Origin of the sequence: Streptomyces sp. NPDC005808, from assembly GCF_042871385.1 — a bacterium.
Classification (GTDB): Bacteria; Actinomycetota; Actinomycetes; order Streptomycetales; family Streptomycetaceae; genus Streptomyces.
Map to the genome: position 1 here is coordinate 247,451 of NZ_JBIAIK010000013.1, position 11,984 is coordinate 259,434.

Genomic DNA, 11,984 nt, shown 5'->3' on the forward strand with positions numbered 1-11,984 from the left:
ACACGGTCCGTGAGCTATGTTGAGTGCTTGTGGGACACGAAGGAGGCACATCGGTGCCATCGCCGCAGCAGGCACGCGCGCAGGCATCCGCCATCACGTCGGGGAAGACGGCCCCGGAGGCGGGCGCGGCTCCCACGTCCCAGCTCAGAGAACTCTTCGACGGTCCCCGGCTCTCCCCCGGACAGCGCCGCATCGCCCAGTACCTGATCGAGCACATCACCGAGGCGGCGTTCCTGTCGATCACCGACCTCGCCGAGCGGGTGGGGGTGAGCCAGCCCTCGGTGACCCGTTTCGCCGCGGCGGTCGGCTTCAGCGGTTACCCCGCGCTACGGGAGAAGCTCCAGTCGATCGCACTCAGCACGCTCGGCAGTGCGCCGGGCACGGCCGCGGAAGCCACGAGCAACGAGTTGCAGGCGGCGGTGGACGCCGAGATCCAGAATCTGGAGAACCTGCGGCGGGACTTCGCCGATCCGGACCAGGTGATCAGCATCGGCCGGGCGCTGTCGAAGTCGGCGCCGCTGACCGTGCTGGGGCTGCGCATCTCCGTCTCGCTGGCCGAGTACTTCGCGTACGCCGCGCGGCGGATCCACCCGGACGTGCGGCTGGTGACCCGCGGCGGCAGCGTCGCCTACGACGCGCTGCTCCAGTCTCGCGAGGCGGGCGGCACCTGGGTGCTGGCCTTCGACATGCCCCGGCATGCCCAGGAGACGCTCACCGCTGTACGGGTGGCGCGCAGCGCGGGCCTGCGGGTGGCCCTGATCACCGACCTGGCACTCGGCCCGGTGGCCGACGAGGCCGACGTCACCTTCGCCACGGGCACCGGTTCGCGCCTCGTCTTCGACTCGTACGCGGCGCCCGTCGTGATGTCCGCGGCACTGCTCCAGGCCATGACCGACGACGATCCGGAGCGGACACAGGCACGCCTGGAGGAGTACGAGCAGGTCGCCGATGAGCACCAGTTCTTTCTCAAGGACTGAGGCTTCCCCGCAGACCATCACATAAGCGGATCATCTACCCCAAATATCGCATGAATGTTTTCATGTTCTTGCGTAACCGGCGGTATATATAAATACTGCTCGCGTCCACCCGGGGCCTTCCGCTCCTACCCGCCCTGGGTCCCGGGTGGCCATGGTGGCGGCCCCGGCCATCCCCTAGCCGGGGCCCCACCGAACTCCCCCGCCGACGTGATCCGGAAGCGATGAACATGGCCCTCACGACGTACTCACCGATCACCTCGGACTGGCCGTGCCAGGTCAAGACCCCAGGAAGCTTCGACTGGGAGCGATCGGCAGTGAGATGGCTGCGCGAGCTGGTGCCGACCCGCTACGCGAGCTATCCCGCGCTGATGAAGTACCCCGTCCTGCTGGCCCGCCACGCGCAGATCCAGGTGCACCACGAGATCCGGGTCGCCCGCACCGCCCTGCAGACAGCCCGCGCCGAACTGCCCGCGCTTGGCCTGCACGAGGGCGTCATCGAACACACCATCAAGATGTACGCGGCGGAGGTTCTGCAGCTCCAGCACATCGCCCGCAGCATCCGAGCCGTCAGTCAGGCGCTCGTCGACGGCAACGCCGCACGGACCTGAGTCCGGCCCGGTCCGGCGCGATAGGAAGGGCCCGAGCGGGAAGATGTGAAGGTGCATCAGCCCGCCGAGAGCTCTGGACGGACACATGGATTCCACGACCTGGACGGTCATCGTCATCGTCGCGATCCTGGGCGCCGCCGTGCTCGGGGTCGCGCTCGCGCTCCTGATCCGGCTCGTCCGTGCCCGCCGCGAACTGCGACGGGCGGGACTTCCGGCCGGGTCACGCTGGGTCTTCTGGGGTGCCGTCGCCTATCTCGTGCTCCCGGCCGATCTGCTGCCCGACCCCATCTACCTGGACGACATCGGCGTACTCCTGATGGCCCTGCGGTCGATGCGGCCGGCGACAGGCGACCGTCCGAGCGTCAGCGGGAACCCCCGCGCACCGTCGGACCGTTGAACATCCGACGGCCCCTGGCGTGAATGCCCTCGTCGAAGGCCGTTTCGGATCTCTGCGTCGACGGGGCGGCACCATGACCGAGCTGGTTCCCGGGGGCAACGTGCCCCTTCCTGGCGGCATCCTGACCCTCCGGGTGCCGGGCCCTTTCGACGTCAGCGCGCTGATCACCGATGACAGCGGACAGGTGCGCGGCGACGGCGACTTCGTGTTCTACAACCAGCCGACCGCGTCCGGTGCGCGGCTCCAGGGCGAGCAGCTCACCATCGATCCCCTCGGGCTGCGGGCCGGGGCCGACCGCGTCACGGTCGTCATCAGCTCCGCCGACCCCGCGACACCACTGGCACGGCTGCCCGCGCCCACCCTGTATGTCACCGGACCGGGCTCCCGCGCCCTCGCCCGGTTCACCCCCTCGCGTCCACAACGGGAGACCGTGCTGCTGCTCGCCGAGATCTACCGGCGCGGCGGCGCGTGGAAGCTGCGTGCGCTGGGCCAGGGGTACGCGGACGGACTGGCGGGCATAGCACGCGACTTCGGGGTCGACATCACCGAGGACACCTCCGCGCCGGTGGAAGCAGCCCGTCGGGGGAGCACCGCTGCTCATTCCAACGGGCGGGCCGGCCAGGTGAACTCCGTGCCCGGCACGGACGGTTTCCTCGGCCTGGTGAACTCCGCACGCGCCAGGGCCGGTTCCCCGCCGGTGTCCCTCGACGCACGGCTGGCGGCCGCGGCACGCGTCCACGCCTCCGGCATGGCAGCGCGCAGGGTCCTCAGCTCCGAGAGCCCGGACGGCACCTCCGTGTACCAGCACGTCACCTCGACCGGATACGCGTATCTCACTGTCGGCGAACACCTGGTCTCCGGCCCGCGCACGCCCGGCGAGTTCGTGGAGTACTGCCTGTCGAGCGAGCAGTCCCGGCGCACACTGTGCGATCCCGCGTTCAGCCAGGCAGGCCTGGCCTACGTCGCCGACCGCTCCGGCGACCTGTACTGGACCGCTCTGTGGGCACGGCCCTTCAGCCCCGGCGAGCTGGCACGGACGGCAAGTGAGGTCCTCGCGCTCACCAACGCCGAACGGACCGCGACCGGTCTGCGGCCCCTGTCGGTCGATCCGCTGCTCACCAATGCGGCGCAGGCGCACAGCGACGACATGGTGGCCCGCGCCTTCTACTCCCACACCTCCCCCGACGGCACCCAGCCCTGGGACCGGGCCGCCGCCGCGGGCAGCGCCCGTCGCACCATCGGGGAGAACATCGCCTGCGGCCAGCGCTCCCCCGCCGAGGTTGTCCTCGGCTGGATGAACAGTCCCGGCCATCGCGCGAACATCCTCAAGCCCGCCTTCACCCACATAGGAACAGGCCTGGCCGGCGGCGGCAGGATGGGCACCTACTGGACGCAGCTCTTCGGCGCCTGACACGCCCGCCTGCTCCAACTCACCGCCTTCGGCTCACTGTTTCTGATTTCCGTCGCGCCCTATGCAACCCATGTGCCCCTCCTGTGCGTAGTAATGATGCCGACGCCCGCATCCGCGGTGCGCTTCGGGCCGGAATCCGCACCGGCACCAACAGATCGGGGAAGAATTCAGATGGTCTCAGGAACAGTGGGCGTGAGCACGGCGCTGGGCGCGGTTCTGGTGTCCCTCCTGGCAGCGCCCGCACAGGCGGCCGTGCCCGCGGGCACCGCACCTGAAGCGCGCGTCGCGGCAGAGGACTTGGCGGCGCCTGACGACGCGGGGCTGCGCGAGGTGCTGCGTACGGCACTGGCGCAGGGAGCACCCGGCGCGATGGTGCGGGTCGACGACAACGGCACGGTCCACCGGCTGTCCGAGGGAGTCGCCGACCGGGTCACCGGGCGGCCCCTCAGCACGACCGACCGGTTCCGCGTCGGAAGCGTCAGCAAGACCTTCACCGCCGTGGTGCTGCTGCAACTGGTCGACGAGGGCAAGCTCGCCCTGGACACGTCGGTGAACAGCTACCTTCCGGGACTGCTGCCCGACGACCGGATCACCGTGCGCCATCTGCTGAGCCACCGCAGCGGTCTGTACGACTACACCAACGACATGTTCGCGCAGACGGTCCCGGGCTTCGAGGCCGTACGCAACAAGGTGTTCAGCTACCAGGACCTGGTGGACCTGTCGCTGGAGAAGCCGCTCAACAACGCGCCGGGCGCCGCCTATTCGTACTCCAACACGAACTTCGTCGTCGGTGGGATGCTCATCGAGAAACTCACCGGGCAGTCCGTCCGCACGCAGTACCAGCAGCGGATCATCGCGCCGCTGAAGCTGACCGGCACCTCCTACGTCCACCCGGACACCGCGATCGCGGGCCGCCACGCCAACGGCTACCTCCCGCCGGACGAGGCCGGTTCCCTGGTCGACTCCACCGAGCAGACGGTCTCCTGGGCGCAGAGCGCGGGCGCGATCATCTCCACCCCCCGTGACCTGAACACCTTCTTCTCCGCCCTGCTCGGCGGAAGGCTCCTGTCCGCCGCCCAGCTCGCGCAGATGCAGCAGTGGACTCCGGTGAACAGCACCCAGGGCTACGGTCTCGGCCTGCGCCGCCGCGACCTGTCGTGCGGTGTCTCCGTGTACGGGCACACGGGCACCGTCCAGGGCTACTACACGTACGCGTTCACCTCTAAGGACGGCAAGCGCAGCGTCACCGCGCTCGCCAACACCTCGAACAACGGCACGGTGCTCACCACCCTGAGCCGCACGCTGGAATCCGCCTTCTGCGGCAAGCCGCAGACCACGGCCGCCGCGCGCAGCACGGCGGCCGTGAACCAGGTGGAGCGCTACGAGGACATCGCACCGGCCATCGCCCGCGACTGACCTCCTCGGCTGCGCCTCACCCGTGACTGTTCGGCCGCCGGTGCGGTGGCTGGTCGGGGGCGGGGCGCAGCCTGGGGACCGGGATGCGGAGGCTGTGCGGCTTGTCGGCGTCCAGGGTGACGGGTTCGCGGTAGTGGTGGATCTCCAGGGGCTCGCCGCTCAGGAGCGAGTACGTGGCAGTGGCCGGCCCGATCTCCACACGCAGGCGGCGGCCCTGCAGTTCCAGGTTGAAGGCGAGGCGGTGGAACCGTTCGGGCAGCCGGGGCTTGAACTCCAGGTTCGCGCCGTGGTGTCGAAGCCCGCCGAAGCCGGCGACGAGGGCCATCCAGGTGCCGGCGAGCGAGGCGATGTGCAGGCCGTCCCGGGTGTTGTTCTCCAGGTCCCGCAGATCCATCAGCGCGGCCTCGACCAAGTAGTCGTAGGCGAGCCCGGGATGGCCGGCCTCGGCGGCGATCACGGCCTGGCAGCAGGCCGACAGGGAGGAGTCGCGGACGGTGAGGGGCTCGTAGTAGGCGAAGTTGCGGGCTTTGTGCTCGTCGTCGAAGTAGGGGCTGCATTTGTACATGGCCAGCACCAGGTCGGCCTGCTTGACGACCTGCTTGCGGTAGATGTCGAAGTAGGGGAAGTGCAGCATCAGCGGGTACTGGTCGGGGCGGGTGGTGGCGAAGTCCCACCGCTGGTAGGCGGTGAACCCGGCATGCTGTTCGTGGACGCCGAGTTCGTGGTTGTAGGGGATGTGCATGGCGCCCGCGGCGTCGCGCCAGGCGGCGCTCTCCTCGTCGTCGACCCCGAGGGACTCCGCCTTGCGCGGGTGGCGCTCCGCGGCGTCCGCGGCCGCCAGGAGATTCGCACGGGCCATCAGGTTGGTGTACGTGTTGTCGTCAGCGACGGCGCTGTACTCGTCGGGGCCCGTCACCCCGTCGATGTGGAAACCGCCCTGGTGGTCGTGGTGGCCGAGCGAGCGCCACAGGCGTGCCGTCTCCACCAGCAGTTCCAGCCCCGTGTCGCGTTCGAACCGCTTGTCACCGGTGACGGCCGTGTAGTGCACGGCGGCGTCGGCGATGTCGGCGTTGACATGGAAGGCGGCGGTCCCGGCCGGCCAGTACGCCGAGCCCTCCGAGCCCTCGATGGTCCGCCAGGGGAACGCCGCGCCGCGCAGGCCGAGTTGGGTAGCCCTCTCGCGGGCGGCGGGCAGCGTGTTCTGGCGCCAGCGCAGTGCCTCGGCGACCGCGCCGGGTGCGGTGTAGGTGAGCAGCGGCAGCACGAAGGTCTCGGTGTCCCAGAAGGCGTGGCCGTCGTAGCCGGATCCGGTGAGCCCCTTCGCCGGTATCGCGCGCTGTTCGGCGCGGGCCCCGGCCTGCAGGACGTGGAACAGCGCGAACCGGACGGCCTGCTGGATCTCCTCGTCGCCGTCCACCTCGACGTCCGCGCGGGCCCAGAAGTCGTCGAGGTACTCGCGCTGTTCGTCGACCAGGCCCTGCCAGCCGCCGTGCTGGGCCGAAGCGAGCGCGGCGTCGGCCTGCGCCCGTAGAGCGGGCAGGGACCGGGTGCTCGACCAGCCGTACGAGACGAGCTTCTCCACGTGCAGCTTCTGTCCGGGTTCCAGGACGGAGGTGACGGTGAGGCGGGCGACGTCGGGGCTGCTCTCGCTGCTCGTGGTGGTCGGCTCGGGTCCGGCGACGGTGTGGTCCGCGGCGGTGGCGACGCGCAGCCCGCTGTTCCGGGTGCGGTGCACCAGTTTCAGCCGGCCGTCCTGCCCGAAGTGCTCCTCCCCCTCCAGCGGAGACTCCAGGACGATCGCCGCCCGCGGGTCACCGTTGCGGCTCGGCAATTGCTCGTTGGCGACCAGTTCGGACTGGACGACCACACGGACCCGGGAGTCGACGGCCTCCACCTCGTAGGAGACGGCGGCTATCGCGCGCTGGGTGAAGGAGACGAGCCGGGTCGAGCGTACGCGGACCGTGTCGCCCGCCGGGGAGGTCCACTCACAGCTACGGGTGAGCAGACCGGTGCGCAGGTCGAGGACGCGCTCGTGGGAGCGGAGCCGTCCGTAGCGCAGGTCGAACGGCTCGTCGTCGACCAGCAGGCGGATGACCTTGCCGTTGGTGACGTTGATGACCGTCTGGCCGGACTCCGGGTAGCCATATCCGGCCTCGGCATAGGGCAACGGGTGGACTTCGTGAACGCCGTTGAGGTAGGTGCCGGGAAGGCCGTGCGGCTCGCCTTCGTCGAGGTTTCCGCGCCAGCCGACATGGCCGTTGGAGAGCGCGAACACCGACTCGCTCTGCGGCAGCAGGTCCAGGTTGAGGACGTGCTCGCGCAGCGCCCACGGCTCGACGGAGTAGGACGTGTGAGTGATCACGCGTTCTCCCCCAGCTCCGCGAGATCCCGTACGACGATGTCCGCGCCGTGTGCGCGAAGTGCGGCTCCCTGGCCGACCCGGTCGACACCGACGACGTAGCCGAAGTGTCCCGAGCGGCCCGCGTCCATGCCGGCCAGCGCGTCCTCGAAGACGGCGGCCTGCGAAGCCTCGGCTCCCAGATCCCGCGCGGCGGCCAGGAAGGTGTCCGGATTCGGCTTGCCGGGCAGCTTGCGTTCGGCGGCGACGACGCCGTCGATCCTGACCTCGAAGAGGGACTCGGCGCCCACCGCGCGCAGGATGTCCTGGCAGTTGGTGCTGGAGGAGACCACCGCGGTCCGCAGGCCGCTCGCGCGCACTGCCTCGACGTAGCGCAGTGTGCCGTCGTACGCCTCGACGCCGCCGCTGCGGATCAGCTCCAGGAGCAGGGTGTTCTTACGGTTGCCCAGGCCCTGGAGGGTCGCCCTGTCCGGCGGGTCGTCGGCTGAACCCTCGGGCAGTTCTATGCCGCGCGACGCGAGGAAGGCGCGAACGCCGTCTGCCCGCGGGCGTCCGTCCACATGGTCGTTGTAGTCGGCGTCGTCGAAGGGACGGAACGCGTCGCCGTCGCGGTGCTGCAGGAATTCGTCGAACGTCCGCTTCCAGGCAGCCGCGTGGACGACGGCGGTCTTGGTGATGACCCCGTCGAGATCGAAGAGGCAGGCCAGGATTTCTTTCGGAAGACCAAGCTGCTCTGTCATACGGGCAGTGTGCCCCGAATTGCCGTGGCCACGGGGTGGCGCACGCCACACGGCCGCGGGGCGGCCGGTTCCTTCAGGACTTCTTCAGGTCCGCTCGGTAGGTCCGGTACAGCGCGGTACCGTCCTCACAGCGCCGAGGTGGGGTGCTGCACTTCTGACAGCCGAGCAGATGGTCGAAGTACGCGCGGTAGCTGTGGGGGGCGAGCGTGGGGCTCTGCTGCGACATAGTGTTCTCCCCGTACGTGGCCGCTGCGGTGCCGGTTGTTGACCAGAATTCAACAGTCGCATCAGCATAAGCCGAATACGCCGGGACAAGGCGCCGGGCGCCGCCGGACTGGCCGGAATCCACCTGTCGGCCCCGATACTGGAGCCATGGGATTCGCCGTCTTCATGACTCTGCCCGGACTCGTCATCCTGCTGACACTGCCGGTCTTCGCCGACCAGTTGCTGACCCTCCCGCGCTCCGTTCCGCCAGGGCAGCGCTGGTGATGCGGGACGACAAGGAGGACGGGGCGCCGCCGAACCGGAAGACGGTCGATCTGGGCGGCAGGACGGCGGTCGTCCGGATGCCGCGGGCCGCCGGGCAGGAGCGGCGCCTGTGACCTTCGACGAGCCGATGACCTTCGCCGGCCTCCTCGAACGTGCCGCGTCCCTCGTGCGTCCCGGGCACCGCGCCCTCCTCGGCATCGCCGGCAGTCCCGGAGCGGGCAAGACCACGCTCGCCGAGCGTCTGGTCAGCGAGCTGAACGGTGCGGGGCCCACCTGGGTCGCCCACGTACCGATGGACGGGTTCCATCTGGCGGACGCCGAGTTGGACCGTTTGGGCCGCCGCGATCGCAAGGGTGCCCCCGACACCTTCGACGCCGCGGGGTACACGGCGTTGCTGCGTCGGCTGTGCGAGGACGAGGACGAGCTGATCTACGCGCCCGGCTTCGAGCGCACCCTCGAACAGCCCGTCGCCGGTGCCGTCCCCGTCCCCCGCACCGCCCGCCTGGTCATCACCGAGGGCAACTACCTCCTGCTCCGGGACGACGCCTGGTCGCGTGTGCGGGCGCAGCTCGACGAGGTCTGGTTCTGCGAGCTCGACGAGGCCGAACGCGTACGCCGTCTCGTGGCCCGGCACGAGGAGTTCGGCAAGGACCACGACACGGCGCTGGCATGGGTCCTCGGCACGGACCAGCGCAACGCCGAACTGATCGCCGCGACACGGGACCGCGCCGACCTCGTGGTCGGGGCGGCCGTCATCCGGGATGGACTTCCAGCTCGGGTTCCCCCCGCGCATCGCCCGCGGGATCGCCGATCAGCGCGGTGAACGTGCCGGTGCGGACCGTCCGTAGGTAGGTGCAGATGACCGGCGTCCGCCTCCCCCACAAGCGTGATGTCCGATTTCCGCCAGCGGAGCGCCGTGGCCTGGCGCACAGTGGAAGGGTGATGAGCGACGACAGCAGGTACGAGGCGGTGAGCAGCCGCGATGCCAGGTTCGACGGCGAGTTCTTCTTCGCCGTGTCCACGACGGGGATCTACTGCCGCCCCAGCTGCCCGGCGACCACCCCCAAGCGGCAGAACGTCCTCTTCTTCCCGACCGCGGCAGCCGCGCAGGGCTCCGGGTTCCGGGCCTGCCGCCGCTGCCGCCCCGACGCGGTGCCCGGCTCGGCCGAGTGGAACGTCCGCGCGGACGCGGTCGGCCGTGCGATGCGGTTGATCGGAGACGGTGTGGTGGACCGTGAGGGTGTCGCCGGGCTCGCCGCGCGCCTGGGTTACAGCGCCCGGCAGGTGCAGCGGCAGCTGAACGCCGAGGTCGGCGCGGGACCGATCGCGCTCGCCCGGGCGCAGCGGGCCCACACCGCGCGGATCCTGCTCCAGACCACGAGCCTCAAGGCAGCGGAGATCGCCTTCGCGGCCGGGTTCGCCAGCGTGCGGCAGTTCAACGACACCGTCCGGGAGGTCTACGCCGTCACCCCCAGCGGGCTGCGCGCGGCGAAACCGGGCCGGTCCGCACGCTATGGATCGGTCGGTACGACGAACGGGGCGGGCGGGGTGCCGCTGCGGCTCGCCCACCGCGGCCCGTACGCGGCAGCCGAGGTCTTCGACTATCTCGGCGAGCGCGCCGTCACCGGTGTCGAGGAACTCACCGGCGAACGGGGCGGGCGGACCTACCGGCGCACCCTCCGCCTCCCCCATGGCACCGGTGTCGCGGAGGTCGGCGAAGTGCTCGGCGAGGGTGGCTGGCTCACCTGCCATCTGCACCTCGGCGATCTGCGCGACCTGACCACGGCCACCCAGCGGATCCGGCGCCTGTTCGACCTGGACGCCGACCCGTACGCGGTCGGCGAGCGGCTCGGCTCCGATGCCGCGCTGGCGCCGCTGGTCGCGCTGCGGCCGGGGCTGCGGGCCCCGGGCTCCGCCGACCCGCACGAACTCGCCGTCCGCGCGGTGTTGGGCCGGCAGGTCTCCACGGCCGCCGGACGCAGGCTCGGCAGCGCCCTGGTCGCCGCATACGGGCAGCCCCTCACGGTGCCCAGCGGCGGGCTCACGCATGTCTTCCCCAGCGCCGACGACCTCGCGGAGGCCTCGCTCGAAGAGCTCGGGATGCCCGGCGAGCGCCGCGACACCCTGCGTACGGTCGCCGGCGCGCTCGCCGACGGCACCGTGAGCCTGGACGCGGGCGCCGACCGCGACGAGGCCGAGAAGGCCCTGCTCGCCCTGCCTGGCCTCGGCCCCCGTACCGTCGGATACATCCGGATGCGCGCCCTGGGGGACCCGGACGTACTGCTCGCCGGAGACATGGACGTCCAGGCCGGGATGCGCCGGGCGGGTGCCGAGCCGGTCGACGCCGAAGCCTGGCGGCCCTGGCGCACCTACGCCATGCACCACTTCTGGAGCGCCGCCGCCGACCGGCGCCAACCTGCCGAAGCGTGACGTCCGAATCCCGCCGGAGTCAGCGCCCGGCACACCTCATTGTTGGAGGTGGCGGAGATGAACGGAACGCAAGAGAGGACATGACTGATGACGGTCTACACGACGATCGACAGCCCGCTGGGTGAACTCCTGCTCGTGGGCGAGGAGTCGGCGACGGCGAAGGGCGGCACGGCGCTCGCCTCGCTGTCGATGCCCGGCCAGAAATCCGGCGCCGTCGTCCAGGGCGGCTGGATCGAGAACGCGGACGCGTTCGCGGAGATCGTCTCCCAACTGCGCTCCTACTTCGAGGGCAGGCCGACCCACTTCGACATCGAGTACGTCAGCGGAGGCAGCGAGTTCCAGCAACGGGTGTGGAAGGCCCTGGAGGTCATTCCGTACGGAACCACGCTCAGCTACGGCGAGATCGCCGCACAGATCGGCGCGCCGAGGGCCGCGGTCCGAGCCGTGGGTACGGCGATCGGCGCGAATCCGCTGCTCGTCGTGCGCCCCTGCCACCGTGTGATCGCCGCGAACGGCGCGCTCAGCGGCTACGCGGCCGGTCCGGAGCGCAAACAGCGGCTCCTGGAGCTGGAGAACGCGCGCCCGACCGCTTCCTCGTCGTCATGACCCGCACAGCGCGGACGGCGGCAGCGCGCCCGGCCGACCGTGTAGGGGCCGGTGACTGGGCGGCTCTGGCCGCCGAGCTCGACGAGCACGGCTGCGCGCTCACCGGCCCGTTGCTGTCACCCGACGAGTGTCACGAGATCAGCGCCCTGTACGAAGACACTGACCGTTTCCGTACGAGCGTCGACATGGCCCGGCACCGCTTCGGCTCCGGGCAATACCGCTACTTCACCCACGAACTACCGGACGTGGTACGGGAGTTGCGCGCTGCGTTCTACCCGCGCCTGCTGCCGATCGCGCGCGACTGGGCCGGCCGGCTCGGGCAGCCGGCGCCCGGTGCAGCCACGAGCTTCCGGCCCGCCCTGGCCGCTCTCGGGAGCCGAATCGACAGGTTCCGCCCGGCGGGGGGGGGGGGGGGGGGGGGGGGGGGGGGGCGCGGCGGGGGGCGGGGGGCGGGGGGGGGGGGGGCCCCGGGGGGGCGGGGGGGGGCCCCCCCCCGCGCGGGGGGGGGGGGGGGGGGGGGCTTCGGGGGCCGGCCCCCACGCCCTGTGCGG

At 70.9% G+C, this 11,984-nt stretch carries 12 protein-coding genes and 1 pseudogene; 10 read left to right on the forward strand and 3 right to left on the reverse strand.

The window, feature by feature from the left end; translation table 11 throughout:
- The first annotated feature begins 53 nt into the window (after window positions 1–53).
- From ACFYPC_RS27260 to ACFYPC_RS27280, 5 genes are all read left to right on the forward strand, one after another.
- Complete coding sequence (locus tag ACFYPC_RS27260; protein WP_388681214.1) at window positions 54–977, forward strand: MurR/RpiR family transcriptional regulator; 924 nt, start codon at window positions 54–56, stop codon at window positions 975–977.
- A gap of 227 nt (window positions 978–1,204) precedes the next feature.
- Window positions 1,205–1,585: a hypothetical protein gene (locus ACFYPC_RS27265; protein WP_388681215.1), complete on the forward strand. Its 381-nt coding sequence runs from the start codon at window positions 1,205–1,207 to the stop codon at window positions 1,583–1,585.
- 85 nt (window positions 1,586–1,670) lie between these two features.
- Window positions 1,671–1,982: a YkvA family protein gene (locus ACFYPC_RS27270; RefSeq protein WP_388681218.1), complete on the forward strand. Its 312-nt coding sequence runs from the start codon at window positions 1,671–1,673 to the stop codon at window positions 1,980–1,982.
- Window positions 1,983–2,055: 73 nt separating this feature from the next.
- Window positions 2,056–3,393 carry a CAP domain-containing protein gene (locus ACFYPC_RS27275; RefSeq protein WP_388681221.1) on the forward strand — a complete coding sequence of 446 codons (1,338 nt, stop codon included), beginning with the start codon at window positions 2,056–2,058 and terminating at the stop codon, window positions 3,391–3,393.
- A gap of 171 nt (window positions 3,394–3,564) precedes the next feature.
- On the forward strand, window positions 3,565–4,809 hold the full coding sequence (locus tag ACFYPC_RS27280; protein WP_388681224.1) for a serine hydrolase domain-containing protein: 1,245 nt from the start codon (window positions 3,565–3,567) through the stop codon (window positions 4,807–4,809).
- Between the two features lie 16 nt (window positions 4,810–4,825).
- On the opposite strand, the gene ACFYPC_RS27285 is transcribed toward ACFYPC_RS27280, so the two are convergent.
- From ACFYPC_RS27285 to ACFYPC_RS27295, 3 genes are all read right to left on the reverse strand, one after another.
- On the reverse strand, window positions 4,826–7,171 hold the full coding sequence (locus ACFYPC_RS27285; protein ID WP_388681226.1) for a glycoside hydrolase family 65 protein: 2,346 nt from the start codon (window positions 7,169–7,171) through the stop codon (window positions 4,826–4,828).
- On the reverse strand, window positions 7,168–7,908 hold the full coding sequence (locus ACFYPC_RS27290; protein WP_388681229.1) for an HAD family hydrolase: 741 nt from the start codon (window positions 7,906–7,908) through the stop codon (window positions 7,168–7,170). Before ACFYPC_RS27290 ends, ACFYPC_RS27285 begins: the two co-directional genes overlap by 4 nt.
- A gap of 73 nt (window positions 7,909–7,981) precedes the next feature.
- Window positions 7,982–8,134 (reverse strand): hypothetical protein, encoded by a 153-nt coding sequence (locus ACFYPC_RS27295; protein WP_385727289.1) that lies wholly within the window; start codon window positions 8,132–8,134, stop codon window positions 7,982–7,984.
- Window positions 8,135–8,396: 262 nt separating this feature from the next.
- Between ACFYPC_RS27295 and ACFYPC_RS27300 the strand changes: the two genes are divergently transcribed.
- From ACFYPC_RS27300 to ACFYPC_RS27320, 5 genes and pseudogenes are all read left to right on the forward strand, one after another.
- Window positions 8,397–8,510, forward strand: coding sequence for a DUF6191 domain-containing protein (locus ACFYPC_RS27300; RefSeq protein ID WP_388681232.1), 114 nt, complete (start codon window positions 8,397–8,399; stop codon window positions 8,508–8,510).
- 14 nt (window positions 8,511–8,524) lie between these two features.
- A complete protein-coding gene (locus ACFYPC_RS27305; protein ID WP_388681263.1) occupies window positions 8,525–9,220 on the forward strand; it encodes a nucleoside/nucleotide kinase family protein in 696 nt (231 codons plus the stop codon).
- Between the two features lie 119 nt (window positions 9,221–9,339).
- Window positions 9,340–10,827, forward strand: coding sequence for an AlkA N-terminal domain-containing protein (locus tag ACFYPC_RS27310; RefSeq protein WP_388681234.1), 1,488 nt, complete (start codon window positions 9,340–9,342; stop codon window positions 10,825–10,827).
- An 87-nt stretch (window positions 10,828–10,914) separates the two neighbouring features.
- Window positions 10,915–11,433 carry a methylated-DNA--[protein]-cysteine S-methyltransferase gene (locus ACFYPC_RS27315; protein WP_388681237.1) on the forward strand — a complete coding sequence of 173 codons (519 nt, stop codon included), beginning with the start codon at window positions 10,915–10,917 and terminating at the stop codon, window positions 11,431–11,433.
- Window positions 11,430–11,765: pseudogene (locus tag ACFYPC_RS27320) on the forward strand (2OG-Fe(II) oxygenase); the annotation flags it as partial. The gene ACFYPC_RS27315 and the pseudogene ACFYPC_RS27320, both read left to right, overlap by 4 nt.
- Window positions 11,766–11,984: the final 219 nt, after the last annotated feature.